Genomic DNA, 24,343 nt, shown 5'->3' with positions numbered 1-24,343 from the left:
TTCAGATCACCTCCGGTGCCAGGGACACGATCTTCATGAAGCGCTTGTCGCGCAGTTCACGACCAACCGGTCCGAAGATACGAGTACCGCGGGGTTCACGGCCGGTACCGAGAATGACCGCCGCGTTCTCGTCGAACTTGATGTAGGAGCCGTCATGACGACGATGCTCCTTGACCGTACGGACGACGACCGCCTTGACGACCTCGCCCTTCTTGACCGACCCGCCGGGAATGGCATCCTTGACGGTGGCGACAATCACGTCGCCAATGCCGGCATAGCGTCGCTTCGACCCGCCGAGCACGCGGATGGCCAGAATCTCCTTGGCACCCGTGTTGTCGGCGACCTGAAGCCGCGATTCCTGCTGAATCATTGATTCTCCTTAGCCGCGCTGGTTCTCCGCAGACACCCCGCACCAGGGCGGGATGAAATGCGGAGCCTGGCCGAACTTGTTACTTGGCGCGCTCGACGATGGAGTCGAGACGCCAGCGCTTGGTCTTGCTCAGAGGACGGGTCTCCATGATACTCACGAAGTCGCCCACATGGGCCTCGTTCTTCTCATCATGGGCCTTGACCTTGCGGTTGCTGCGGACGACCTTGCCGTACAGGGGGTGGGTCGAACGCTGCTCCAGCTCTACGGTGATGGTCTTGTCCATCTTGTCGGACACGACGTAGCCGCTGCGAACCTTGCGGAAGTTGCGCTCCTGCTTGTCAGCCATGCTTACTTCTCCTCAGCTTTGCTCTCGGCCTTTGCTTCGGCGGGCTCCTGGCTGATGCCCAGCTCGCGCTCACGCAGAACGGTGTACATCCTGGCGATGTCGTGCTTGACGGCCTTGAGGCGGGAGGTGTTCTCCAGCTGACCGGTGGCCGACTGGAAGCGCAGGTTGAACAGCTCTTCCTTGGACTTCTTCAGGAAATCCTCGATCTCCGCATTGGTCTTTTCATTCAGATTCTTGATGGAATACTCGGCTGTTCCGACTGACATCAGATGTCACCGCCTTCACGTGCAATAATCCGGCACTTCATGGGAAGCTTGTCAGTAGCGCGGCGAAGGGCCTCGCGGGCCACATCCTCGCTCACGCCGCCAATCTCGAAGAGCACCCGGCCGGGACGGACGTTGGCCACCCAGAACTCGGGCGCACCCTTGCCGGAACCCATTCGGGATCCCAGAGCGTGCTTGGTCAGGGGGCGATCCGGGAAGACCGTGATCCAGACTCGGCCACCACGCTTGATGTACCGAGTCATGGCGATACGGGCCGCCTCGATCTGCCGATTGGTCAGGTAAGCCGGAGCCAGGGCCTGGATGCCGTAATCGCCGAAAGCGATCTCGTTGCCGCCCTTGGACATGCCCGAACGACCCGGACGATGCTGCTTGCGGTATTTAGTCCTCTTTGGGATAAGCACGGCTCACTCCTTTGCTTCGGTTGCGACGGGTGCCGAGGCGGTCTGCTCCTGAGTCGCCGCCGGCGGCGTGGCCACACCGCTGTTCTGCTTGGCTGCATCCTGCTCGCGGCGGGTACGCCCCTCGGAGGGACGGACGCCACGACGAGGACGACGATCGCCGCGCCGACCGGGGCGGTTGTTCTGCTGAGCCTGCTGCTCCTCGAACTGACGCTCGGTCATATCGCCCTTGTAGATCCAGACCTTGACGCCGATGCGACCGTAGGTGGTCCTGGCCTCGAAGAAGCCATAGTCGATCAGGGCGCGCAGAGTCTGCAGGGGCACACGACCCTCGCGGTAGAACTCCGAGCGGCTCATTTCGGCTCCACCCAGGCGGCCGGACAGCTTGATCCTGATGCCCTTGGCGCCTGCCCGCATGGCATCCTGCTGAGCCTTGCGCATGGCCCGGCGGAAGGTGACGCGGTTGGTCAGCTGCTCAGCGATGCCCTGAGCCACCAGCTGGGCATCAATGGAGGCGTTCTTGACCTCGAAGATGTTCAGCTGGACCTGCTTGCCGGTGATCTTCTCCAGCTTGGCGCGAACACGCTCCGCTTCGGCGCCGCGACGGCCGATGACAATGCCCGGCCGGGCGGTGTGGATGTCGACGCGCACACGGTCACGGGTCCGCTCGATGACGATCTTGGAGACGCCTGCGCGCTCCAGGTCCTTGTTCATCTCCTTGCGGATCTTGTCGTCCTCAAGCACGAAGTCGCTGTAACGCTCCCCCGCCTTGTTGGAGTCGGAGTACCACTTGCTGCGGTGCTCCTCGGTGATGCCGAGTCGGTACCCAAACGGGTTGATCTTCTGCCCCATTATCGGGCTCCTTCCTTGTCGGCCACCACGACGGTGATGTGGCTGGTCCGCTTGTTGATGCGGGCCGCACGACCCTGGGCGCGGGCACGGAACCGCTTCAGAGTGGTTCCCTCGTCCACGTAGGTCTCACGAACCATCAGCTCGTTCTCGCGGAAGGGCTGATTGGCCTTGTCCGCCTTGACACGAGCGTTGGCGATGGCGCTCTCCAGGCACTTGCGGACCGGAACGGCCGCGTCCTGGGGGGCAAACTTCAGAATGGTCACGGCCTCGGTCGCCTGCTTGCCTCGGATGAGGTCGACGACGCGGCGAGCCTTGCGAGGCGTCACGCGAACGTGACGTGCAATTGCCTTAGCTTCCATGTGTCTCTACTCTCCCTCGCCTCAGCGGCGTGCTTTCTTGTCGTCCTTCACGTGACCCCTGAAGGTCCGGGTGGGGGCGAACTCGCCGAGCTTGTGGCCGACCATTGCCTCGGTGACGAAGACCGGGACATGCTTGCGGCCATCGTGCACAGCGAAAGTGTGCCCGATGAAGTCCGGGGTGATCATGGAACGACGGGACCAGGTCTTGATGACGTTCTTGGTGCCCTTCTCGTTCTGCTCGTCGACTTTCTTCTGCAAGTGGGCGTCGACGAATGGGCCCTTCTTGATGCTACGAGTCATCTTTCCGACACTCCCTTACTTGCGGTTCTTACCATTTGGACGACGACGCACGATCATCTTGTTGGAGGCCTTCTTGGGCCTGCGGGTGCGAACCTCGCCCTTGCCCCAGGGAGACACTGGCGGCTTGCCGCCACGGGTGCGTCCGCCATGCGGGTGGTCGACCGGGTTCATGGATTCACCACGGGTGATAGGCCTGCGTCCCATCCAGCGGGCACGTCCTGCCTTGCCGAGCTGGACGTTGGCGTGGTCGTTGTTGCCGACTTCGCCCACTGTTGCACGGCAGCGGGAGTCGACGTTGCGAATCTCGCCGGAGGGCATACGCAACTGGGCGTAGGCCCCGTCCTTGGCCACCAGCTGGACGGCAGCACCGGCCGAGCGGGCGATCTTGGCACCGCCCAGGGGCCGCAGCTCAATGGCGTGGACGATGGTGCCGGTGGGGATGTTGCGCAGAGGCAGGTTGTTGCCGGGCTTGATGTCGGCCTGGGGGCCAGTCTCGATGACGTCGCCCTGCTTGATGCCCTGCGGGGCGATGATGTAGCGCTTCTCGCCGTCTGCAAAGTGCAGAAGGGCAATGCGGGCCGAGCGGTTGGGATCATATTCGATCTCAGCCACCTTGGCGGGCACGCCGTCCTTGTCCCAACGACGGAAGTCGATGAGACGGTACTGGCGCTTGTGCCCGCCGCCACGGTGGCGGCTGGTGACGCGACCATAGGAGTTACGTCCGCCGGTCTTGCTCAGCTTGCGAACCAGCGACTTCTCGGGCTTGGAGCGCGTGATTTCGGCGAAGTCCGAAACCGAGGCGTTGCGACGGCCCGCGGTCGTCGGCTTGTATGTACGGATAGCCATAATCTAGTTCTTCCTTAACTTTTCTCGGCTAGCCTTCAGTTGTTGGTACCGAAGACATCGATCGACTGGCCCTCGGCCACCTTGACGATGGCGCGCTTCTCAGCGGCGCGACGACCCCAGCCCGTACGGGTCCGGGTCCGCTTGCCCTGCCGATTGAGGGTGTTGACCGATGTGACCTTCACATTGAAGATCTGCTCGATGGCCTGCTTGATGGCGACCTTGTTGGCATCAGGGTCCACCACGAATGTGTACTGGCCGCGGTCCGAGTTGGCGTAGCTCTTCTCGGAGACGACCGGGCGCAGAATGATGTCGTGCGCTGGCTTGTGAATAGCTGCCATGAAAATCAGGCCTCCTTGACGGTCTCGGACTTGGCGCCGCCCTTGACAGCTAGGAAGGCATCGAAGCCATCCTTGCTGAAGACGACATCCTCGGCCGTGACCACATCGTAGGTGTTGAGCTGATCGGCGAAGAGGACATGGACGGTGGGCAGGTTCCTGACGGAGAGCCACTCGTTGATGTTCTCGCGGGACAGCACGACGGTGGTGAATCGGTTGTCGACCAGGGGCAGCAGTGCTGCCTTGGCGGCCTTGGTGGACGGGGTCTCGCCAATGCCGAAGTCGACCACGTGCACGCGTCCGGCGTTGACCCGGTCGGACAGGACGTAGCGCAGGGCTGCGGCCTTCATCTTCTTAGGGGTGCGCTGGGAGTAGTCACGCGGCTGCGGGCCGTGGACAATGGCGCCACCGGTCCACTGGGGAGCACGGATGGAGCCCTGACGAGCACGACCGGTGCCCTTCTGCTTCCAAGGCTTGCGGCCGCCGCCGGAGACGGTGGACCGGGTCTTGACCGAGTGTGTGCCCTGGCGGGCCGCAGCCAGCTGGGCCACGACCACCTGGTGGATCAGCGGCACATGCGAGCGGACATCCTCCTCGGCGATGCCGAAGATCTGCTCGGGTGCATCCACGGTCCCGGTGTTCTTGCCCTGGGCGTCGGTGATGTTCAGAGTCAACTTAGTCATGGTTTCAGGCTCCCTTCACTGCCGAACGAACCAGGACGATGGCGCCGCGGGGCCCGGGCAGGGCACCCTTGATGGCGATGACGCCCTTCTCGGCATCTGCGGAGACGATGGTCAGGTTCTGGACGGTCGAGGTGTCATGACCCATACGGCCGGCCATCCGCTTGCCCTTGAGGATGCGGCTGGGCGTGGCGCAGGCGCCCACTGAACCGGGACGGCGCTCGTTCTTATGCGAGCCGTGGGTGCGGCGGTAGGACTTGAAGCCCCAACGCTTGATGGTGCCGGCAAAGCCCTTGCCCTTGGTGGTGCCGGTCACATCGACCTCGCTGCCCTCGGGCAGCAGATCCAGGCCCAGCTCCTGGCCGGGCTGATAGCTGTCGGCATCGGCGGTGCGGACCTCGACCAGGTGGCGACGCGGGGTCACTCCGGCCTTGGCGAAGTGTCCAGCCAGTGGCTTGGTCACCTTGGTGGGGTCGATCTGTCCGTAGCCGATCTGGATGGCCTGGTAGCCGTCCTTTTCCTCATTCTTGACCGCGGTCACCACGTTGGTGGACACGTCCACCAGGGTCACCGGGACGAAGAAGCCGTTCTCGTCCCAGACCTGGGACATGCCCAGCTTGCGGCCCAGGAGAGCCTTGCGGTTCCTCTGCTCTTCAGCCATGCGGTTTCCTCCTCCCCTACAGCTTGATCTCAATGTTGACGTCCGCCGGCAGATCGATGTGCATCAGCGAATCCACAGCCTTGGGCGTGGGATCCACGATGTCGATCAAGCGCTTGTGGGTGCGCATCTCGAAGTGCTCGCGGGAGTCCTTGTACTTATGAGGAGAACGGATGACGACATACACGTTCTTCTCAGTCGGCAGCGGAACGGGGCCAACCACAGTTGCGCCCGCGTTCGTCACCGTCTCGACGATCTTCTTCGCCGATTGGTCGATGACCTCGTGGTCATAGGACTTTAGCCTGATGCGGATTTTCTGTCCCGCCATTGCCGTCCGCCCTTTCTAGCGATCTATGAACTGATTACCCAGTCTGTTTCGAGGGCACGGAACGGCAGCCACAGGAGACATTCCTCCCGACAGGCCTCAGCCGGATCCATGCGCAGCCGTGGAGAATCCCGTGGGGATGGGACTCCTCGCTGCACCCGCTATTGTGATTGACAAAATGCGAGCCCAAAACAGGCAACTTTCTTATTAAAGCACGAGGGTTCCCCTAGAAGAATCCGGGCGTGTCGCACCACTTCCAGGGGAACCCTCGACTCAATTCCGGCCCTGTCAGGCCCGCTGGGAGGCCTCCTGGACCACATCCTCGCCCTGGCGGGCCGCCCTCATCCGGTGGCCCTCCTCCTGGCTGACCCCATAATAGGCGGCCACGGCGATGTCCTTCATGTCCTCAATCAACGGAATGCGGGGGTTGGCGGGCGTGCACTGGTCCTCATAGGCCCGCATGCCGATCTGGTCCAAGGACTGCCAGTAGTGGTCTTCATCCACTCCGGCAGCCTGGAAGGAGGCATCCATGCCCAGGCGCTCGTCCCTGTAGGATTCCACAGCACGGGCCAAGAGCTCCACGCCCTCCTCGGCAGTAGCGGATTCGATGCCCAGCACATGGGCCATCTGCCTGTAGCGCTCCGGGGCCACATACTCGCTGTATTTGGGCCAGCTGGTCGGCTCGTCCGGGATGCATCCGTTGTAGCGGATCACATAGGGCAAAAGGATGGAATTGGCACGCCCATGGGCCACATGGCAGAGGGCTCCGATGGTATGCGCCATGCCGTGGCACATGCCCAGGAAGGCCGAGCCGAAGGCCATGCCTGCCATGGTCGCCGCATTGTGCATCTTCTCCTGGGCGCATACCTTGGCCTCACCGCCGGCAGTGCTCACAGCAGGCTCCAGGTTGTCCCAGATCAGTTTGGCCGCATGCAGGGCCATGGCGTCGGTGTAGTCATTGGCATAGACCGAGACAAAAGCCTCCATGCAGTGGGTCAGGGCATCGAAGCCCGAGTCGCAGGCCAGCCTCTTGGGCTGGGTACGGGCCAGGACCGGATCCACGATGGCCACGCTGGGGGTCAGGGCGTAATCGGTGATGGGGTACTTGTATCCGGTCTTATGGTCGGTGATGACCGCGAATGGGGTGACCTCCGAACCCGTGCCCGAGGAGGTGGGAATGCAGACCAGCTTGGCCTTGGTACCCAGGGGCGGAATCTTGAAGGCCCGCTTGCGGATGTCAAAGAACTTCTCGCGGACATCGGCAAAGGAGATCTCCGGATGCTCATAGAGCAGCCACATGATCTTGGCCGCGTCCATGGGACTGCCGCCGCCCACGGCGATGATGGTGTCGGGGCCGAACTCATCACGCATCATAGTCGCGCCGCGCTCCACCGTCTCGACGCTGGGCTCCGGCTCTACGTAGTCAATGATGCGGAAGGTGACCTGCTCAGGCCGGGCCCGCAGCTGATCGATGATCTTGTCGACGATTCCCAGCTGCTCCATGACCCTGTCGCAGACGATGACGGCCCGTCGAATGCCGAACATGTCGCGCAGGTAGCGGACGGAGTTGGGCTCGAAGTAGGTCTTGGCCGGCACCTTGAACCACTGCATGTTGTTGTTCCTCCGAGCAATCCGCTTGATGTTAATCAGATTGACCGCCTGGACGTTCCCCGAGACCGAGTTGCCGCCGTAGGACCCGCAGCCCAGGGTCAGGGACGGGGCGATGGCGTTGTAGATGTCGCCGATGCCGCCCAGGGAGCTGGGCTGGTTCCAGACAATCCGACAGGCGTGCATGCGCTGGCCGTACTCGCGCACCAGCCTCTCGTCATCGGTATGGATGGCCGCCGTGTGCCCGGCGCCGTAGCGCAGCATCTGCTCGCAGAGGGTGAAGCCCTCCTCCTTATTGCTGGCCTTGAGCACGGCCTGCACCGGAGCCAGCTTCTCCAGGGTCAGGGGTTCCATGGGGCCGACCTGGTCGCATTGGGCTGCCAGGATGGTCGCATCCTCGGGGATCTCGAAGCCGGCCTGGCGGGCAATGAACTGGGGGGACTTGCCCGGAACCTCGGAGTTGAGCCTGGGAGCGGGAGCATCAGCACCGGCATGAGCCCGCACGCCGAACATGTACTCCTCCAGCTTGGCCTTCTCCTCAGGGTTGACGAAGTAGGCCTTGCGCCGCTTCATCTCCTCGATCACCCGGTCATGCACATCCTGATGGGCGATGATGGCCTGCTCTGTGGCGCAGATCATGCCGTAATCGAAATGCTTGGACAGGATCAGGTCGTTGACGGCCCGTGGGACGTTGACCCTGCGATCCACATAGGCTGGGGCATTGCCTGCACCTACGCCCAAGGCCGGTTTGCCCGAGGAGTAGGCAGCCTTGACCATACCGGTACCGCCGGTGGCCAGAATGGTGGCCACTCCGGGGTGCTGCATGAGCGCGCCGGTGGCCTCGACCGAGGGGTGTTCGATCCACTGGATGCAATCCTGCGGTGCGCCTGCCTCGATGGCGGCATCGCGGACGATCCTTGCCGCCTCCACCGAGCAGCGCTGGGCGTAGGGGTGGAATCCGAAGACGATGGGACAGCGGGTCTTCAGGGCCAGCAGCGATTTGAAGATGGCTGTCGAGGTGGGGTTGGTCACCGGGGTCACGCCAGCCACGACTCCCACCGGCTCGGCCACCTCGATGATGCCGTCCACATCGTTCTCACTGATGATGCCCACAGTGCGCTGCCTGGCCAGGTAGTTGGTCACATGCTCGCAGGCGAAGATGTTCTTGGTGGCCTTGTCTTCCACCAGGCCTCGTCCGGTCTCCTCGACGGCCATCTGTGCCAGGGGCAGGTGCTGGTTCAGGGCCGCGATCGAGGCCTTGGCCACGATCCGATCCACCTGTTCCTGGTCGAGCTCCTCAAAGGCGTGCAAAGCCGACTGCGCTCGGACGACCAGGGCATCCACCTCCCTGCGGGCCAGCTCAGTGCTGTCGGCCCGGGCGCCTTCCCTGCCGGCTTCTGGCTCCTTCAGTTGATGGTCATGCTTCTGTTTCTGCGTTCCAGCCAAGATATTGGCCCTCCTCATGTTCCGCGAATACCGATGAGGGCCAGCAGAAAGTCTGAGGCGGTCTCAGACCGTGCCTGTCCACGAAAGGCATCCGTCATAACGTGACGAAAGTCACAATATAGACCAGAGGGGGCACCATTGAGCCCCAGGATGAGCGAACGTTCGCTTGAAGCGTGTCGTGTGGGAATTCGTGGTTTTTCTGATCATTTTCCGCACCCGAACGTGCACTTTGCCGTTCACTTCAGACTGGGCCGTCCAGGCGTGAATCCAGGCATGAAAAATCCCCAAGGTCCGGGGGAACCCTCGGGGATGGAAGAAACTGCGGACGTCAGCGCTTGGAGAACTGCGGGGCGCGACGGGCCTTGTGCAGACCGGCCTTCTTGCGCTCCACCACACGGGCGTCACGGGTCAGGAACCCTGCCTTCTTCAGGGCAGGACGGTTGGCGTCCCTATCGATGGCGTTCAGGGCACGTGCGACGCCCAGACGGACTGCGCCGGCCTGGCCGGTCACGCCGCCGCCCTCGACGCGCACAACCACATCGAACTTGTTCTCGAGCTTGAGCAGCACAATGGGTGAGTTGACCTCGCGCTGGTGCAGCTTGCTGGGGAAGTACTCCTCCAGGGTGTGTCCGTTGATGCTCCACTTGCCAGAGCCCGGAATCAGACGAACGCGGGCGACTGCCTCCTTGCGGCGGCCGGTGCCGTAGCCCGGCTCGATGGCGGAGGTGCCGGTACCTGCACCGGCGTTGGTCTCGGAAGTGTAGGAAGCGCTGGTCTCCTCGGCCTCAAGAACCGCGGAGCTGTTGTTGTTGTCAGCCATGGTGATTATCTCCTCTGGTCCTACTTGGCCTGCTGGGCGACCTGATGGATCTTGTACTCAATGGGCTGCTGAGAGGTGTGAGGATGTTCCTCGCCTGCGAAGACCCGCAGCCTGGTCAGCTGGACCTTGGCCAGCTTGTTCTTGGGCAGCATGCCCTTGACCGCCGTCGTGATGATGCGCTCGGGGTTGTGCTCCATCAACTGCCCATAGGAGTCGCGACGCAGGCCGCCAGGACGGCCGGAGTGAGTGTAGAGCACCTTGTCGTTCTTGTTGCCCGTCAGCACCATCTTGGACGCATTGATGACGATGACGTTGTTGCCGGAGTCGGCGTAGGGCGCATAGGTGGGCTTGTTCTTGCCGCGCAGCAGATCGGCCACCTGGGCTGCCAGACGCCCCAGCACCACACCGGAGGCGTCGACGATATACCAGTCATGTGTCAGATCGGCTGGTTTCGGGGTGAAAGTCTTCACGATTCAACCTTTTCCTTGCATTGTGTTTCAGGCTCTCCGCACCGCATGCTGCCATGCTGGCCGAAAGCCATGTATTCCGTGGGCTCCCTTAAAGTCCTAGACGGCGAGTGGGAAAAGCGCTTTGAGGACCCCTTAGGGAAACACAACAATCCATTATTGTAACGCCTGAGTGCCGTTCGTCAAAATTCGCGTCGGCCCCAGTCTCATCGGGAGGCCGCTGCCCGTGCCACCTGACCGTCCAGGTCCTTGCGCAGGGCATCAAGGGTGGCCTGCCCGGTGTTGGGATTCAGGGCCACGGCTCGGCGCACCATGGCGGCCAGCACATGTGGGGCATCCTGCTCATCGCGAGTGCCGAGAGCTCCTAGAAAGTCCAGGGTGTCAGCGTCGGTGCGCTCGTCCTGTGCACCTTCCAGGCGCATCTTCCAGGATGTCATGGGGTTGGTCAGCGCTGCAGCCCTGACTCCGGCGTCCTCGTCCTTGGTGAGCAGACCGGCCAGCCAGTTTTTGTCGTCCTTGTTGGCGGCCACCGCCCGACGGACCTCTGCGTTGGAATCCTGGGAGAGCTTAACCAAAATATTGGGGAAGGGCATGGTCTGCGCCAGGTAGACCCTGTCCTCCACCGGCGTGTGCTCGTTACCGGCCACAGCCTCCAGCAGTGCCGTAAAGCGGGAGAAGGCGGCCTGGTCGGACCTGTCGGGCAGGGGGCTGCGGGCGAATTCGTGCAGCTCAGCTGTATCCGTAGAGTGCCTGAGCCGTTCATAGAAAACGGTCAGAGCCTCGTAGGGCTTGCCGGCTGACGATGATTCGGTTTCCGGTTGGTCCTGGGGATTGGTCATGCGGCCAGCTTAGGCCGCCTCCCCGATTTCGGACTAGGCCCGGCATCCCCTCTAGCATGGAGATAGCGAGGAAATTGAGGAGACGATAGTCATAGGAGGCAAGCCGATTTGCTCACCATACTGGATACGCCGCAGAAACCAGCCACAGGCTCACTGACCGAGCGCAAGTCCGAGTTCATCGGTCAGGCCTGCCATGTGGAGGACCAGGAGGCGGCCATTGCCTTCGTCCAGGAGGTCCGCTCGCAACACCCCAAGGCCCGGCACATCTGTCACTGCGCCATCTGGGGACCCGAGGGCCGCACCAGCGAGCGTATGAGCGATGACGGGGAGCCCTCCGGAACAGCCGGCAAGCCCATACTTGAAGTCATGCGGCGGCAGGGACTGACCGACTGCGTCCTGACGGTGACCCGATACTTCGGGGGGATCCTTCTCGGGTCAGGGGGGTTGATCCGGGCCTATTCCTCAGCCGCCTCCCTGGCGCTCAAGGCGGCGAGATCAGCACGCGTACTCCCGACGCAACGCTTCACGATCACTCTGGGCTATCCAGAGTACGACTCCCTCCGCCGTCTGATCCGCGCCTCTGGTGGGCACGTGGAGACCGAGGACTTCACTGATCGGGTCCGATTGACCTACGACTTGGAGCCCGCAGCCGTGCCGGCCTTTCACGGCCGACTGGACGACCTTCTGCAGGGCCGGGCCCAGCCCATTGCACTTGGCGAAAGCCGCAGCCTGATACCCCTGTCCGGGAGCCAGGCTTCGCCTGCCTCATGACAGCCAAGGCGAGCCATACAGCCAGTGCCTGGCTGCGGTCTGCCTGCCAGACAGACAGGCTCATGCCAAGCACCACCGGTCCTCTGCCGCGCAAACTAGGACTCTGCCAGGCCGAGGCTTGAAAAAGAATATAGGCGAATAAAGCCCGTTGGAAACGGATAAGACCGGCGATCGTGCAAGATCAGCGATCACCGGCCATCAGGCGGAGACGAGGAGATTCGAACTCCTGGACCGCTTGCGCAGTCAACACCTTAGCAGGGTGCCCCTTTCGGCCACTCAGGCACGTCTCCATGCAGGCTCCCGATTCAGGACCCTAGTCCCAAAGTCTCGAGAACAAAACAATAGAATACCATGATAGACCGACCTGACTCGCCGGTGCGACAGGGTGCAATGCAGCACAGGGCGGATTCGTTCATTTTCATGGATAAAAACCATAAATGTAAATCTTTTCCAAGAATTTACGACTGAGAATAATTTATTGCATGTTCCTCTGGGACCCCCTTCTATCATGGAGCCATGAGTACCGCACCAAGGCTTGCAGCCGCCAAGAAAGACTGGGGACATGACGAGACCGGCTGCACGGTGCTGCACATTGACATGGATGCCTTCTACGCCTCCTGCGAAGTCGCCCGACACCCTCAATTGCAGGGCCGGCCGGTCATCATCGGCACCGGACGGCGTTCGGTGGTCTCTGCGGCCAGCTATGAAGCCCGGGCTTTCGGCATCAACTCGGCCATGCCTCTAGCACGTGCCGAACGACTGTGCCCTCAAGGGGTCTTCCTCCCGGTCGACATGACCTATTACCGGAATATCTCACGAAGGATATTTGATACGGTTTTCTCACGAATTACTGATCAGATCGAGCAAGTCTCAGTAGACGAGTGCTACATGGACGTGTCCGGGGCACTCATGCGCTGGGGCATGCCTACGGCCATAGCCCGGTGGATTCGAGCCAGCGTAGCCCGCCAATTCCACGTGACCTGCTCGGTGGGCATCGCCACCAACAAACTGGTAGCCAAGATGGCCTCCACCAACGCCAAGCCCGACGGCATGCTGCTGATTCCCAAGGCCCGACAGGCCGAGTTCGTCCAGCTGATGCCCCTGCGCGGCATCCCCGGCATCGGACCGGCCCTGGAGAAGCGGCTCAACGCCTGGGCCATCAAGGACGTGGCCGACCTGGCTACCATGAGCGAGCGGGATCTGACTCGGGCCACAGGTTCGAACCTTACAGCCAGGAAGCTGGCACAGGCCTCCCACGGTCTGGACGACGATCCTGTCCAGCCGCGAGCGCCAGAGAAGTCCCTAGGCGCGGAACGCACCTTTCTGCACGATACCACCAGCATGAAGCAGGTCTGCGACCTCCTGCGCGTCTGCAGCAACGAAGTGGCGACCGGACTGCGATCGCACGACCTGATCGCCCGAACCATCACCGTCAAACTACGCTTCGATGACCTGCGCTATATGACCAAGGCCCACACCCTGGAGACCCCGGTCAACTCAGCCAACCGCATCTATCCGCAAGCAGTCGGTCTGCTCAAGGCCATGCTGGGGCTGCCCGATGGTGTGCCCATGGACACGCCCCTGCCCAGGCTGATCCGCCTGGCCGGTGTCAGCGCATCCGGTCTGAGCCGGGTGGAAGACACTCCCATCCAGCCATCCTTGGATGACATCATCCACGAGAGCAAACGCCGCACCGGCAGCGAGGCCCAGCGCCTGGATCAGGCAGAGGCCACCATGGACTCCATCAGGAGCCGCTATGGCAAGGGCTCGGTCAGCATGGGCCTCTAAGCGGCGCTCCGCAGACGCCCCAAGGCCAGCTCCAGCTGCTCGTCAGTGATGGTTGACGAAAATCGCAGATAGTGGCCATCCCCGTAGAACTCCCCGGGACTGGCCAGAATACCCAGACGGGATAGGTCTGCCATATCGGCCCAACAGTCGCCCGAGCGGGCTTGTGCCCAGATATATAGGCCGCCCTGCGGCATGACGGCATCATATCCGTAAGATCTGAGACCTTCAGCCAAGGCATGCAGGCGACGGGCATAGACTTCGCGCTGGGTCATCACAGCATCGCCATCCTCCAAGGCGGCCCGCATGGCCCGTTGCACCGGACCTGGCACAATCAGCCCCATCTGCTTGCGGTAGGCGGTCATGGCCTCTACCAGATGAGCATCTCCCGCCACCAAAGCTGCCCTGTATCCGGCCATGTTGGACTGCTTGCTCATTGAGTACAGGCAGAGTATCCCACTGGCATCGCCGCCACAGACTTGGGGCTCCAGGATGCAGGGCGAGGCGGTGATTTGCACATCCTGCCCGACCCGGGCGGATTCTGACCAATCCAGGAGGGCGTAGCACTCGTCACTTAGGACCGTGGCACCTATCGAACGGGCCGCCCGTACAATCTTCGCCAGCCCGGCTCGGTCGATGATCCGCCCACTGGGGTTGCCTGGCGAATTGATCCATATTGCTCGCACGCCGAGCAGATTCACCCATGAATCCGTATCAGTCGGATCGTCCACGGTCGTCACCTGGGCCCCAGCCAGCTGGGTTCCGATGGCATAGGTGGGATAGGATACCGTCGGCTGCACCACCCGGTCCCCCGGTCCCAGATGCAGAAGGGAAGCCATGAGCGCCACCGCCTCCTTGGATCCGACCGTGGGCACCAGATCCGCGCCAAGAGCATTCAGATCTACCCCGCGGCGACGACGGAACCAGTCGGCCGCGACCTGCCTCAGAGATCCATCACCGGCAGTTTTGGGATAACCTCGTGCCTGACCATCATCCGAAGCGGCAGCCAAAGCATCCCTGACCGACCTGGGTACAGGGTCCACCGGCGAACCCACCGACAGATCGACCAGACCGCCGGGGCATTGCTCAGCACGCCGCCGATAGGAGTCAATCCTCGACCAGTCGTAGGGGGATTCGAAGGAGTGAAAACCCATGGTCAGCCTTTCTCGTATAAATAAGCCGCGGAGGGATGGCTCCCATCCGCGGCTCGTCAGCCTGAATCGACTACTTGTTTGGGGGCAGGGCTGCCACACCCTCCGGATCATGATCGTAAGGGCCGACCGCAGCAGCGCCGCCGGCATCCCCCACCTGGGCGAAGAAATCAGTCGCCGCATCCTTGTACCAGGTCCACTCCTCGGGCAGATCATCCTCGTAGAAGATAGCCTCCACCGGGCAGACCGGCTCGCAGGCGCCGCAGTCCACGCACTCGTTGGGGTTGATGTAGAGGGAACGGACGCCCTCGTAGATGCAGTCCACCGGGCATTCGTCCACGCAGGCCTTGTCCTTGACGTCCACGCAGGGCTGAGCGATGACGTAGGTCATGGGTTACCTCCTGAGTATGCGAATATTCACTCTACACTGCAGCGCCGACGCTCCAGGTCAGTCCAGACCCGCCTGGGTGGCCTTGGATATCTTCCCACTGAGCTGATGACGACCGAGCAGGGAGTGCCGGTAGGAATAGCCGAAGTAAATGGCCAGGCCTGCAGCCAGCCAGACCACGAATCGAATCCAGGTCAGCACGGTCAGGTTGAGCATGAGCCAGAGGCAGGCCAGGGCGATCAGAATGGGCACCCAAGGGTTGCCGGGCATCTTGAAGGACCGGGGCAGGTCAGGCCGGCGCTTGCGCATGATGGGCAGGGAGATGGCCACCAGCAGGAAGGCCGAGAGCGTGCCGATGTTGACCATGTCGGACAAGACGTCTATGGGGAAGCAGGATGCCACCACGGCAACCACGATGCCACCCAGGATCTGAATGCGGGCCGGCGTGCCATGGCGGCCGGTGCGGGACAAGGCACGCGGAAGAAGCCCGTCGCGGCTCATGGCGAAGACAATGCGGGTCAGCCCCAGCAAGAGCACCATGACCACGGTGGTCAGCCCCACCACGATGCCGAAGGAGATGATCTTGGCAGCCCAGGGAGCCCCCACCATCTCGAAGCCGGTGGCCAGTGAGGGGTTCTTGGCCTTGGCAAGATCCTTGTAGGAGACCATGCCGGTGGTGACGATGGCGACCAGGATGTACAGGGTGATGACGATCAGCATACCCAGGCCGATTCCGCGGGGAATGGTCTTGTGGGGCTCCTTGGCCTCCTCGGAGGTGGTGGCGACGATATCGAAACCTACGAAAGCGAAGAAGACCAGGGCCGCGCCTGAGAGGATGCCGGGGATACCGTAGATGGTGGGCTGCATGCCTGAAACCCACTGCCAAAGGGGCTGGCCCATGATCCCTGGCACGCTGGCACCCGGAACGGCAGAAGCAGGCTCAGAGGGCGGGATGAAGGGCCGGTAGTTGTCCAATTTGACGTAGAAGAAGCCCACCACGATGACGAAGACCACAATACCGATCTTGAGGACGGTCAGGGCACCGTCGAACCGGGCTGAAAGCTTGGTGCCCAGGACCAGAAGGACCGTGAAGAGGGTGACGACCGCCAACGGGGCCAAGTCCACATCCAGGCCGCCTACATGGAAGCTGGAGCTGAAGGAAGTGCCGCCCATCAGGTGGATGAAGTCGTTCAGGTAGACACCCCAGTACTTGGAGATCACCGACGCGGCCATGAGCATCTCAAGAATCAGGTCCCATCCGATGATCCAGGCCACCAGTTCGCCCATGGTGTTGTAGGTGAAGGTGTAGGCCGAACCTGAAACCGGGATCATGGAGGCGAACTCCGCGTAGCACATGACGGCCGCCGCACAGACGATGCCTGCGATGACGAAGGAGATAATGACGGCCGGACCCGCATGGAAGGCCGCTGCCTGGGCTCCCACCGAGAAGATGCCGGCGCCCACGGCCACTGCGACGGCCATGATGGCCAGGTCCCAGGTGGTCAGCGTCCGCTTGAGGGACCTGCCCTCCTCCCCGGTCTCTGCCAGGGTCTGTTCAACCGATTTCTTCCTGAATAACTCCATCTTGCTCCCGACTCACGAGTCCCGCTCCGGCCAGTAATCATAGGATATGGTGCCGTACAAAACCGAAATACGCTCATCAGGTGAAAGCAGGAGCTACCAAGCCAGGTCGATGCCTGGGGTAACGGGCTCGGGAATCAGGCGGATGCCGAAGGTGGAATCCACGCCTTTCTGGATGGCACGAGCCAGGGCCACCATGTCATCGGACCCGGCACCTCCGCGGTTGGTCAAAGCCAGTGTGTGCACGTCGGACAGGGCGGCAGCCGACGCCTCCTCCAGGGCGAATCCCTTGTGGAAGCCTGAATGATCGATCAGCCAAGCCGCTGAGGTCTTGACCAACGCCGAGTCTTCGACAGGATAGCGTGGGGCATCCGCCGGTAGGGCATCCGCGGCCTCAGGGCTGATGATCGGATTGGTGAAGAAACTCCCGCAGCTGTGACGATCAAGCAGCACCCGCTCGCCCCTGGGGCCGTGAAGGTCATCCTGGACTGCCTCCAGAGCTTCTTCCAGGTCGGAGGTTCGACGGCAGGATCCCATCCAATCGGTCAGGTACCGGTAGGGATCCTCCAGCATCCCCTTGCCTGCTCTGACGGTCAGAACCGCCCGGCGGATCCGCTCCAAGGGAAGGGTTGCCCCGACCTCCACACCCAAGGTCTTAGCCAGCTGGGCGGAACCCACCTGAGCGGCGGACCCATGTCGCAGGACCAGGGTGACCGAAAGGACCACGTAGCGCGGCGTGGGGAAGAACCGTGCGTCGGGCACAGCCGGCGCCTGATACATGGTCTGCTTGAGCAGGGAGGTCCTGTATCCGAAATCCAGATCAGAGGCCCGCAGATAGGCAGTGACCTTGTCCTGGCGGTCCCAGACCTCGACCGAGTCGACCAGGCGGCCGACCTCCTGGCCGTATGCGCCGATGTTCTGAACCACCGAGGCCCCGACAGTCCCGGGGATGCCGGATAGGCCTTCTACCCCGATCAGGTGCATGCGCACGCAGTAGGAGACCAGATCATCCCAGTTGGTCCCAGCCGTTGCGTTGATGTGGACGACGGGAGCACCACCTTCAGACGGAGCCACCTCGTCGGGCACGCTGATGTCCTGACGGGTGTCACGCACAACCACACCGAAAAAATCCTGGTCGGAGGCCAGCAGGTTGGATCCCCCGCCGATCAGGCAGAGGGGCAGCCCCTTGGAATCCGCGTCCTCCACAGCCTCGATCATGCCCACACGGCTTTGGGGCTGAACGAAGGCGGCCATGCTCCCGCCCACACCCACAGTGGTGATATCGGCAAAGGTCGGAATGGTGTCTCTGGAGGATACGTCAGACATGCAATTCACTGTATCATCGTCCCCTTATGAGGGCCTCTCCCGAGCAGGAGCCATGACAGACCTAAGATGCCCCCTGTCGCCCTTAGCGATCATCAATCGGTCATACTCAGATAGCAAAGCAAGGGCATCAAGGTGACTGCGAAGTCCTGTCTGACCCCCTATCAGCTTTTCCTATAGCTTTCGCAAGACCCGCGCAGGGTCAGGGGACGATTAGCGGCGATAGATATTACCTATATGCCAGGTCGTTGACGGGCCTGCTTCCTGGGGGTTTTATGTGACAAGAGCTTTGGGAAGGGGAATCTCCAAAGCCCTGTTTCCGGACGAAGGGCACCGGAACTACCTGGACACCTGACCGGGCGTTCATAGAACACATACCAGGAAATGAGCATGCAATGACAGAAGACAGAAGAACCCAGTTCCACCAGATAGCCCAGGGCCAGACAAGCCGCCCCTGGCTGACCTCTGCTTGGCAGCACCACATCGGACACGAGTACGGTGCTGAGAATTTTGCTGCAGCCACCTTGGACTTCGTTCGCAAGTGGGATTGGGACTGGGTCAAGATCAACCCGAGGGCCATCTACTACGCCGAGGTCTGGGACGCAGTCTACGACAAGGATCACTATGATTGGCTGATCCCGCGCACCGTCCGCACGGCCATCCAGGAGGCAGGGGATATCGCCCGCATCGACTATCGCGACCCCGAAACCAACAAGGTGCTCCAAGAGCAGATCCAAGCTGCCAGAGGCATCCGAGACGGCCTTGAGGACCGAGCAGTCATCGACACGGTCTTCTCCCCGCTCTCAGTCCTCCTTCAGTTGGCCGATCTCCCCCTCTATCCCGACGGGCAGGGCTCCGCGCAGGAGAATGACAGGGGCCTGAACAGACAGACGCTGATCTTCGACCAGCCCGAGGCGGCCAAGTCAGCGCTGGACAAGATCGCCCGGACCCTTGCCGACTACGCAGCTCTGCTGGTCAGCCCCAAGGAGCAGGGCGGGGCTGGTCTGGACGGCATCTTCTTCGCCGAGACGGGTCTGGCCAGCCATGGCTACTTCAACCAGGCGCAACTGGAGGAATGGGCCAAGCCCTATGACCGGATCGTGATCCAAGCGGTCAGACAGGCCAATCCGGAAGCCCTGGTCCTGGTGCATACCTGCCAGGAAGATGCCCATCCCGAAGAATTCACCGCCCTGAATCCCGATTTTCTCCACTGGGACCAGTTCCGCCCAGGCAATCCTGAAATCAGCACCGATTTTCCAGCGGTACCCGTGGGAGGAGCCGACTTCGAACTCTTCAATCCGGGCAGCGACGTGGATCAGATCCGCCAGGAATTGGATCAGACCATCCAGGCCCGTCAAGGCCGTCCCTTCCTCCTGGCGCCCTCATGCACCATCCCGACGCCCGCCGACGAGGAGGCCCTGCGCCTTCTGAGCGGAACCCGGGCCCCCAAGCAAGTCTGAAACCACAAACAACCCACCGACATCAACCGTCAAACTCCAAGGGAGACATCATGGTCATCACATCAAAGCAGCACCGGCAGCATCGTGGCACCATCAGGGCAATGGTTGCCCTCATGACCACCATGGCCATGGCCGGAGCGCTGTCGGCCTGCGGATTGGGAGGCGACAAGGGCTCCTCCGCAGGATCGTCAGACCATGTGACCATCGCTGCCATCTACCCTAAGACCGGTCTCTACGCCGAGTACGGAAAGATGTTCCAGCAGGGCTTCGACCTGGCCAAGGACCAGGTCAACAAGAAGGGCGGAATACAGGGCAAGCGCCTGGACATCGACTATTACGACACCCAATCAGATGCCAAACAGGATGCCGCCGTCGCCCCAAAGATCGCCTCCGATAAATCAGTCATCGCCGTTGTGGGCGACTACTCCTCGCCGGCCTCTTCAGCCGCATCGCCTATTTTCCAACAGGCCGGGCTGGTCCATTACGGCTTCAACAACTCCTCGCCGACCTTCACGAATTCGGGTGATCATGTATGGACACCTCAAATATCGCAGAAGACTTACCAGGAAGTCAACGCTGAGGCGGTGTCCAAGCGAGCCGAAAAGATCTCCGTCGTCTATATAGAAAACGACTGGGGGAAGGAATCCTTCCAGTACTTCAAGGAGGCTGCGGAACGGCTCGGGGTGCAGATCGTCTACCAGTCCTCCTATCTGCCCGATTCCACGGACCTGACTCCAATACTGATCCCGGCCAAGAATGCCGCCCCCGAGGCCGTGGTGGACATCGGCTACGGGCCAGATGGGGCGCTGATCGCCAACACCCTGCGGGACAAACTGGACTATAAGGGACCCTTCTTTGGCGGTCAGGAGACCAAGGAGTTCCTCTCCCTGACCGGAGCGAACGCCCAAGGGGCTATCATTACCGGCGTCTTTTCGGCAACAGGCACCAAGGATGCGGAAGCCAAAGCCTTCGTCAAGAGCTTTGAGGACCGGTATCACACCGTCCCCGGCAACTTCGAAATCACTGCCTACCAGGCCATCAAGGACCTGGCCTACGCGGGCGAGAAGACCAGCCCCACCAGGGAGGGCATCCAGGAGGCCCTAAGCAAGGTCAAGGACTTCCCGCTCTACCAAGGCCAGGGAGGGACTTTCCGGTTCAACACCAAGACCCGCCGGGCGGATACGATCAAGCCCATCCTCCTCCAGGTCGATCAGGGCAAATTCAAACAGATCGAGGAGTGAGCTGCGATCATGGTCGAGACGCTCTTTTCCGGACTCATCCACGGCGGCGTTTACGCTCTGGCCGCCGTGGGTATGTCCCTGGTCTTCGGAGTGACCAATGTGGCCAACTTCGCACAAGGATCCCTGGTAGCGGTCGGGATGATGACGGCCTGGTGGGTAGGCTCCTCCCTAGGCTGGGGACTCGTTCCCACCATCCTGGCAGTCGTCCTGGTCACGGGCCTGATCGGCCTGATCACCAACCTCCTGGTCATCACTCCCTTGGAGGGTCGGCAACCAATCGCCGCCCTTCTGGGCACCGTGGGTCTAGGACAGGTCCTGGATAACGGGATGCAGCTGATCTTTGGCTCTCAGACCAGGCCCTTCCCCCAGCTGTTGCCCACCCACAACCTGCATGCGCTGGGCATCAGCTTCGGCACATCCGACCTGGTCATGGGTCTGGTCGCCTTGGCCAGCATGGCTGCGCTCTGGGCCTTCCTGACCTACGGTAGGACCGGGCAGGCCATCAGAGCCACCTCCCAGGATTCCCAGGCCGCATTGCAGATGGGAGTACCTGTCACCTCCATTCGCACCATAGCCTTCGTTATCGGCTCGGTCCTGGCTGGTATCGCCGGAATTTTCATCGGTCTGTTCAAGACGAACATCAACCCCATGGACGGCAACGCCATCGGCATGACGGCTTTCGTGGCTGCAGCCATCGGCGGACTGGGCTCCATCCCCGGAGCCATTATTGGCGGCCTGGTGCTGGGTTTGGCCGAGGCCGTCGGCGTAGGACTCTTCGGCGATGGTGTACATGATCTAATCACCTTCGGCACCCTCCTGCTGGTTCTGATCCTCAGGCCTTCAGGATTCCTAGGCCGCAAGGCAGACATGGGCAAGGAGCCCATGACCGGAACCCTCCCGGAAGCCGCCAGACCCATTCGACTGCCACTTTGGGCCAACCTCGGCCTTGCAGCAGGCGCTCTGGCCACCCCATTCATCTTCTCCGACCATCTGGCCGGCATCGGAACCCAGGTTGCCATATACGCCATTGCCGCAGTGGGCCTGACGCTGATCTCGGGCTCGGCCGGGCAGACCATCCTGGGCTTGGCGGGACCTGTGGCCGTGGGAGCCTACGCCTCGGCTCTGTTGACCATGCGTCTGCATTGGCCTTTCACGCTCTCCCTGCTGGGCGCGGCCGTCATCGCCGCCTTGGCCGCATCCCTGCTGACATTCCCTGTATGGAAGCTCAGTGGCCACTATGTGGCTATCGCCACCATAGGGGTGGGAGCAGTCATGGTCGCCATCATCCGCATCTGGGAACCTCTGACCAGGGGCTCGCTAGGTCTGCAGGGCATTCCGCTGCCAACATTCCTGGGCAAGCCGCTCTGCACCCAGCAGATGCAGTACCTACTGGACCTGATCGTTCTTCTACTAGTCCTCGCAGTGATCTCTCGGATCAGGTCCTCACATCTGGGCCACGTCTTCGAAGCCATCGGCGAGGACGGACAAGCGGCCTGGTCCCTAGGGATCAGGACAGGGGCCTACAAGGCGCTGGCCTACGCCCTGGCATGCGGATCGGCGGGTATCGCTGGTGCTCTGCTGGCGCACCAGTACACATATATCGACCCGACCCTCTTCAACCCGACCATGTCGACCCTGATTCTGACCATCATCGTCCTGGGTGGTATGAAGTCCCCGACCGGAGCTGTGATCGGCTCCCTGATCCTGGTAGGGGCCCCTGAACTGCTGCGCATCCTGCCCGAGGTGAGAATCATGGCCTACGGACTCGTCCTGATCATCTTCATCATCTGCAGACCACAGGGTCTGTTCTCAACCAAAAGGAGGGCATGATGACGGGCAGCCGGCATAATCCCGAACCTGTACGCGACAATGCTGATCAGCCCCTGCTCAGCGTGCGCAATCTGAGCAAGAGCTTTCAGGGACTGCAGGCAGTGGCCGACGTGAACATGGATCTGGCATCCGGCCGGGTGATAGGCATTATCGGCCCCAACGGATCAGGCAAGTCCACGACCATCAACCTGATCTGCGGCTTTCTCAAGCCCGACTCGGGCCAGATCAGCCTTAAGGGACGCACCGTGACCGGCCTGCCCGCTACGGACATGGCCGAGCAGGGGGTGTCCCGCACCTTCCAGAACGGCAGGGTCTTTCCGACCATGAGCGTTGAGGAGAATGTGGCTGTAGGGTTCCATAGACGCCTGGAAGCCCACAGACCCTTTCGCCGCCTAGAGCGGTGGCCCATCCTGCGATGGATCCCCCTGCTGACGCAGACCTGGCTGACGCTGGTGCCCGGTCCCGCCTGCCGGAGGGAGGCGGTCGTCGAGCGCAAGGCCGTCCAGTCCGAAATTGACAGATTCAGCGAGCGCCTGGAGGAACATCGCACCCAGGCCGCCTACACACTCTCCTACGCCAACCGGCGACGCACCGAGATAGCCAGAGCCCACGTCAGCTCCCCCGACATCCTGGTTTTGGACGAACCCACGGCAGGAATGAACCAATCGGAGACCGCCGAAGTGCTGCAACAGCTTCTGGAGCTCAAGGCCCAAGGGCAGACCATGCTCCTGGTCGAGCATAAGATCGACCTGATCGAAGCACTGTGCGATCAGGTCATCGCCATGGACGGCGGCAGGATCATCGCCTCCGGACCTCCCAGGCAGGTCAGTGCCGATCCCCGCGTCATCACCGCATACCTGGGCGACCGCAGACCCCGCAACGATGCCCCCATGAACGGGCAGGCAGATGTTCTGGCCCGGCAGAACGCCCTGGCTCCGGCCACCGTTGTAGAACCGATCGATGGCCAGGATCCCGACAGCACAGGAACCAAGCTAAAAACCAAAGCTGAGTCGTCGGATGACGATAGGGGGAAGCCAACTGCCGAGGGGGACCGAACCTTGCTTTCCCTGGATGCCGTGGATGTGAGCTATGGCCCGGTCAAGGCCCTGGACCATGTCAGTCTTCGCGTTCCCCAAGGCGGCATCGTCTCCCTTCTGGGCGGGAATGCTTCGGGCAAGTCCACAACCATGAAGACCATCCTGGGTCTGCTGGCTCCAAAGGAGGGAACCATCCGTTTGGATGGACGGGAAATCACCCATACCCCCACCAGGGATCGGGTCCGTTCCGGAATCGCCTCGGTGCCTGAAGCGAGAAGGGTCTTCGCCGCCATGAGCGTGGAAGAGAACCTGCGCATGGGTGCCTACACCCAAAGGGAACGCAGTCAGATTGAGGAGGATCTGGAAGCTATATATGAGCGCTTCCCCCGCCTGGCCGAACGTCGTGGGCAGCAGGCCGGCACCCTTTCAGGAGGCGAGCAGCAGATGCTGGCCTTCGGCAGGGCCCTGATGAGCCATCCCCGGTTGATATGCATGGACGAGCCGACCATGGGTCTCTCCCCCAAGCTGGTCGACCAGGTGCTTGAGCAGATCGCCTCCCTTCGGGACCAGCTGGGCATCTCCATCCTTCTGGTCGAGCAGCAGGCCGAGCTGGCCCTGTCCATCGCCGACTACGGGTACGTGTTGCAGAACGGCCTAATCCGTCTGGAGGGGCCCGCCCGACAGCTCTTGAATGATGAACGTGTTCGCCAGGCATACCTGGGCAAGGGAACCTCCCGATAGCGGGCAATAAGGAACACCTATGAGCGGAGCCTTGCCCGAGACCCTGAAAGAAGATTCGATGGTGGGCTAGCGAAGGATTCACGACCGGACATAAGCAGAGGA

26 protein-coding genes and 1 tRNA gene are annotated in these 24,343 nt (G+C 61.9%); 6 read left to right on the top strand and 21 right to left on the bottom strand.

The window, feature by feature from the left end; genetic code table 11:
* Nucleotide 1 precedes the first annotated feature (1 nt).
* From rplN to J3T93_RS00485, 16 genes are all read right to left on the bottom strand, one after another.
* Nucleotides 2-370: a 50S ribosomal protein L14 gene (gene rplN, locus J3T93_RS00560; RefSeq protein WP_015022349.1), complete on the bottom strand. Its 369-nt coding sequence runs from the start codon at nt 368-370 to the stop codon at nt 2-4.
* Between the two features lie 79 nt (nt 371-449).
* Entirely contained in the window at nt 450-716 is a 267-nt protein-coding gene (gene rpsQ, locus J3T93_RS00555; protein ID WP_015022350.1) for a 30S ribosomal protein S17, read from the bottom strand.
* Between the two features lie 2 nt (nt 717-718).
* Complete coding sequence (gene rpmC, locus J3T93_RS00550; protein ID WP_015022351.1) at nt 719-982, bottom strand: 50S ribosomal protein L29; 264 nt, start codon at nt 980-982, stop codon at nt 719-721.
* A complete protein-coding gene (gene rplP / locus J3T93_RS00545) occupies nt 982-1,401 on the bottom strand; it encodes a 50S ribosomal protein L16 (protein WP_015022352.1) in 420 nt (139 codons plus the stop codon). Before rplP ends, rpmC begins: the two co-directional genes overlap by 1 nt.
* A 3-nt stretch (nt 1,402-1,404) precedes the next feature.
* On the bottom strand, nt 1,405-2,250 hold the full coding sequence (rpsC, locus tag J3T93_RS00540) for a 30S ribosomal protein S3 (protein WP_024626789.1): 846 nt from the start codon (nt 2,248-2,250) through the stop codon (nt 1,405-1,407).
* Nucleotides 2,250-2,609, bottom strand: a complete 360-nt coding sequence (rplV, locus tag J3T93_RS00535; protein ID WP_024626790.1) for a 50S ribosomal protein L22 — start codon at nt 2,607-2,609, stop codon at nt 2,250-2,252. The genes rpsC and rplV overlap by 1 nt, the downstream gene beginning before the upstream one ends.
* A gap of 21 nt (nt 2,610-2,630) precedes the next feature.
* Nucleotides 2,631-2,909 (bottom strand): 30S ribosomal protein S19, encoded by a 279-nt coding sequence (gene rpsS / locus J3T93_RS00530; RefSeq protein ID WP_015022355.1) that lies wholly within the window; start codon nt 2,907-2,909, stop codon nt 2,631-2,633.
* Nucleotides 2,910-2,924: 15 nt separating this feature from the next.
* Nucleotides 2,925-3,755 carry a 50S ribosomal protein L2 gene (gene rplB / locus J3T93_RS00525; protein WP_015022356.1) on the bottom strand — a complete coding sequence of 277 codons (831 nt, stop codon included), beginning with the start codon at nt 3,753-3,755 and terminating at the stop codon, nt 2,925-2,927.
* A 35-nt stretch (nt 3,756-3,790) separates the two neighbouring features.
* Nucleotides 3,791-4,093, bottom strand: a complete 303-nt coding sequence (gene rplW / locus J3T93_RS00520) for a 50S ribosomal protein L23 (RefSeq protein ID WP_015022357.1) — start codon at nt 4,091-4,093, stop codon at nt 3,791-3,793.
* A gap of 5 nt (nt 4,094-4,098) precedes the next feature.
* Nucleotides 4,099-4,773: a 50S ribosomal protein L4 gene (gene rplD / locus J3T93_RS00515; protein WP_267430138.1), complete on the bottom strand. Its 675-nt coding sequence runs from the start codon at nt 4,771-4,773 to the stop codon at nt 4,099-4,101.
* Between the two features lie 4 nt (nt 4,774-4,777).
* A complete protein-coding gene (gene rplC, locus J3T93_RS00510) occupies nt 4,778-5,431 on the bottom strand; it encodes a 50S ribosomal protein L3 (RefSeq protein ID WP_267430137.1) in 654 nt (217 codons plus the stop codon).
* 16 nt (nt 5,432-5,447) lie between these two features.
* Nucleotides 5,448-5,756 (bottom strand): 30S ribosomal protein S10, encoded by a 309-nt coding sequence (rpsJ, locus tag J3T93_RS00505; protein WP_006295278.1) that lies wholly within the window; start codon nt 5,754-5,756, stop codon nt 5,448-5,450.
* A 285-nt stretch (nt 5,757-6,041) separates the two neighbouring features.
* Nucleotides 6,042-8,807, bottom strand: a complete 2,766-nt coding sequence (gene adhE, locus J3T93_RS00500) for a bifunctional acetaldehyde-CoA/alcohol dehydrogenase (RefSeq protein WP_267430136.1) — start codon at nt 8,805-8,807, stop codon at nt 6,042-6,044.
* 328 nt (nt 8,808-9,135) lie between these two features.
* Nucleotides 9,136-9,627 carry a 30S ribosomal protein S9 gene (gene rpsI / locus J3T93_RS00495; protein ID WP_015022361.1) on the bottom strand — a complete coding sequence of 164 codons (492 nt, stop codon included), beginning with the start codon at nt 9,625-9,627 and terminating at the stop codon, nt 9,136-9,138.
* A 20-nt stretch (nt 9,628-9,647) separates the two neighbouring features.
* Nucleotides 9,648-10,097 (bottom strand): 50S ribosomal protein L13, encoded by a 450-nt coding sequence (gene rplM, locus J3T93_RS00490; protein ID WP_024626794.1) that lies wholly within the window; start codon nt 10,095-10,097, stop codon nt 9,648-9,650.
* A gap of 203 nt (nt 10,098-10,300) precedes the next feature.
* The gene (locus J3T93_RS00485) at nt 10,301-10,933 is read right to left on the bottom strand and encodes an AbrB family transcriptional regulator (RefSeq protein ID WP_220236268.1); all 633 of its coding nucleotides are present in this window, start codon (nt 10,931-10,933) and stop codon (nt 10,301-10,303) included.
* A gap of 108 nt (nt 10,934-11,041) precedes the next feature.
* Between J3T93_RS00485 and J3T93_RS00480 the strand changes: the two genes are divergently transcribed.
* The gene (locus tag J3T93_RS00480; RefSeq protein ID WP_267430135.1) at nt 11,042-11,704 is read left to right on the top strand and encodes an IMPACT family protein; all 663 of its coding nucleotides are present in this window, start codon (nt 11,042-11,044) and stop codon (nt 11,702-11,704) included.
* A gap of 203 nt (nt 11,705-11,907) precedes the next feature.
* Here J3T93_RS00480 and J3T93_RS00475 read toward each other — a convergent pair.
* Nucleotides 11,908-11,994 (bottom strand) — tRNA-Ser (locus J3T93_RS00475).
* 226 nt (nt 11,995-12,220) lie between these two features.
* Between J3T93_RS00475 and dinB the strand changes: the two genes are divergently transcribed.
* On the top strand, nt 12,221-13,492 hold the full coding sequence (dinB, locus tag J3T93_RS00470; RefSeq protein ID WP_121914074.1) for a DNA polymerase IV: 1,272 nt from the start codon (nt 12,221-12,223) through the stop codon (nt 13,490-13,492).
* Here the strand turns inward: dinB and dapC are convergent.
* The 4 genes from dapC to J3T93_RS00450 all read right to left on the bottom strand — a co-directional run bounded on the left by dapC (nt 13,489) and on the right by J3T93_RS00450 (nt 17,935).
* Entirely contained in the window at nt 13,489-14,643 is a 1,155-nt protein-coding gene (dapC, locus tag J3T93_RS00465; RefSeq protein WP_267430134.1) for a succinyldiaminopimelate transaminase, read from the bottom strand. The two genes, dinB and dapC, sit on opposite strands and share 4 nt — an antisense overlap.
* 70 nt (nt 14,644-14,713) lie before the next feature.
* On the bottom strand, nt 14,714-15,031 hold the full coding sequence (gene fdxA / locus J3T93_RS00460) for a ferredoxin (RefSeq protein ID WP_015022367.1): 318 nt from the start codon (nt 15,029-15,031) through the stop codon (nt 14,714-14,716).
* A gap of 57 nt (nt 15,032-15,088) precedes the next feature.
* The gene (locus J3T93_RS00455) at nt 15,089-16,612 is read right to left on the bottom strand and encodes an amino acid permease (protein WP_267399386.1); all 1,524 of its coding nucleotides are present in this window, start codon (nt 16,610-16,612) and stop codon (nt 15,089-15,091) included.
* A gap of 93 nt (nt 16,613-16,705) precedes the next feature.
* A complete protein-coding gene (locus J3T93_RS00450) occupies nt 16,706-17,935 on the bottom strand; it encodes an FAD-binding protein (RefSeq protein WP_416378806.1) in 1,230 nt (409 codons plus the stop codon).
* A gap of 392 nt (nt 17,936-18,327) precedes the next feature.
* Between J3T93_RS00450 and J3T93_RS00445 the strand changes: the two genes are divergently transcribed.
* Genes J3T93_RS00445 through J3T93_RS00430 form a run of 4 tightly spaced genes read left to right on the top strand, consistent with a single transcriptional unit; the run spans nt 18,328 to nt 24,241 of the window.
* Nucleotides 18,328-19,392 carry a uroporphyrinogen decarboxylase family protein gene (locus J3T93_RS00445; protein WP_267430133.1) on the top strand — a complete coding sequence of 355 codons (1,065 nt, stop codon included), beginning with the start codon at nt 18,328-18,330 and terminating at the stop codon, nt 19,390-19,392.
* A gap of 50 nt (nt 19,393-19,442) precedes the next feature.
* Nucleotides 19,443-20,633 carry an ABC transporter substrate-binding protein gene (locus J3T93_RS00440; protein WP_267430132.1) on the top strand — a complete coding sequence of 397 codons (1,191 nt, stop codon included), beginning with the start codon at nt 19,443-19,445 and terminating at the stop codon, nt 20,631-20,633.
* Between the two features lie 9 nt (nt 20,634-20,642).
* Nucleotides 20,643-22,463 (top strand): ABC transporter permease, encoded by a 1,821-nt coding sequence (locus J3T93_RS00435; protein WP_267430131.1) that lies wholly within the window; start codon nt 20,643-20,645, stop codon nt 22,461-22,463.
* Nucleotides 22,460-24,241, top strand: coding sequence for an ATP-binding cassette domain-containing protein (locus J3T93_RS00430; protein WP_267430130.1), 1,782 nt, complete (start codon nt 22,460-22,462; stop codon nt 24,239-24,241). Before J3T93_RS00435 ends, J3T93_RS00430 begins: the two co-directional genes overlap by 4 nt.
* Nucleotides 24,242-24,343 lie beyond the last annotated feature (102 nt).

This window comes from Bifidobacterium sp. B4111 (genome assembly GCF_026537235.1).
Lineage (GTDB): Bacteria > Actinomycetota > Actinomycetes > Actinomycetales > Bifidobacteriaceae > Bombiscardovia.
The sequence above is the reverse complement of the archived record's forward strand: the minus strand, read 5'-3'. Positions and strand labels throughout refer to the sequence as shown.

What these genes read in the sequence shown, in the direction of transcription:
- rplW (WP_015022357.1), bottom strand. Translation starts at nt 4,093, where the DNA reads ATGGCAGCTATTCACAAGCCAGCGCACGACATCATTCTGCGCCCGGTC.
- J3T93_RS00430 (WP_267430130.1), top strand. Translation starts at nt 22,460, where the DNA reads ATGATGACGGGCAGCCGGCATAATCCCGAACCTGTACGCGACAATGCT.
- rpsI (WP_015022361.1), bottom strand. Translation starts at nt 9,627, where the DNA reads ATGGCTGACAACAACAACAGCTCCGCGGTTCTTGAGGCCGAGGAGACC.
- J3T93_RS00455 (WP_267399386.1), bottom strand. Translation starts at nt 16,612, where the DNA reads ATGGAGTTATTCAGGAAGAAATCGGTTGAACAGACCCTGGCAGAGACC.
- dapC (WP_267430134.1), bottom strand. Translation starts at nt 14,643, where the DNA reads ATGGGTTTTCACTCCTTCGAATCCCCCTACGACTGGTCGAGGATTGAC.
- rplV (WP_024626790.1), bottom strand. Translation starts at nt 2,609, where the DNA reads ATGGAAGCTAAGGCAATTGCACGTCACGTTCGCGTGACGCCTCGCAAG.
- J3T93_RS00440 (WP_267430132.1), top strand. Translation starts at nt 19,443, where the DNA reads ATGGTCATCACATCAAAGCAGCACCGGCAGCATCGTGGCACCATCAGG.
- rpsC (WP_024626789.1), bottom strand. Translation starts at nt 2,250, where the DNA reads ATGGGGCAGAAGATCAACCCGTTTGGGTACCGACTCGGCATCACCGAG.
- rpsS (WP_015022355.1), bottom strand. Translation starts at nt 2,909, where the DNA reads ATGACTCGTAGCATCAAGAAGGGCCCATTCGTCGACGCCCACTTGCAG.
- rplC (WP_267430137.1), bottom strand. Translation starts at nt 5,431, where the DNA reads ATGGCTGAAGAGCAGAGGAACCGCAAGGCTCTCCTGGGCCGCAAGCTG.
- rplB (WP_015022356.1), bottom strand. Translation starts at nt 3,755, where the DNA reads ATGGCTATCCGTACATACAAGCCGACGACCGCGGGCCGTCGCAACGCC.
- J3T93_RS00450 (WP_416378806.1), bottom strand. Translation starts at nt 17,935, where the DNA reads ATGTCTGACGTATCCTCCAGAGACACCATTCCGACCTTTGCCGATATC.
- rplD (WP_267430138.1), bottom strand. Translation starts at nt 4,773, where the DNA reads ATGACTAAGTTGACTCTGAACATCACCGACGCCCAGGGCAAGAACACC.
- J3T93_RS00445 (WP_267430133.1), top strand. Translation starts at nt 18,328, where the DNA reads ATGACAGAAGACAGAAGAACCCAGTTCCACCAGATAGCCCAGGGCCAG.
- J3T93_RS00485 (WP_220236268.1), bottom strand. Translation starts at nt 10,933, where the DNA reads ATGACCAATCCCCAGGACCAACCGGAAACCGAATCATCGTCAGCCGGC.
- J3T93_RS00435 (WP_267430131.1), top strand. Translation starts at nt 20,643, where the DNA reads ATGGTCGAGACGCTCTTTTCCGGACTCATCCACGGCGGCGTTTACGCT.
- rpsQ (WP_015022350.1), bottom strand. Translation starts at nt 716, where the DNA reads ATGGCTGACAAGCAGGAGCGCAACTTCCGCAAGGTTCGCAGCGGCTAC.
- rpmC (WP_015022351.1), bottom strand. Translation starts at nt 982, where the DNA reads ATGTCAGTCGGAACAGCCGAGTATTCCATCAAGAATCTGAATGAAAAG.
- fdxA (WP_015022367.1), bottom strand. Translation starts at nt 15,031, where the DNA reads ATGACCTACGTCATCGCTCAGCCCTGCGTGGACGTCAAGGACAAGGCC.
- rplN (WP_015022349.1), bottom strand. Translation starts at nt 370, where the DNA reads ATGATTCAGCAGGAATCGCGGCTTCAGGTCGCCGACAACACGGGTGCC.
- rpsJ (WP_006295278.1), bottom strand. Translation starts at nt 5,756, where the DNA reads ATGGCGGGACAGAAAATCCGCATCAGGCTAAAGTCCTATGACCACGAG.
- dinB (WP_121914074.1), top strand. Translation starts at nt 12,221, where the DNA reads ATGAGTACCGCACCAAGGCTTGCAGCCGCCAAGAAAGACTGGGGACAT.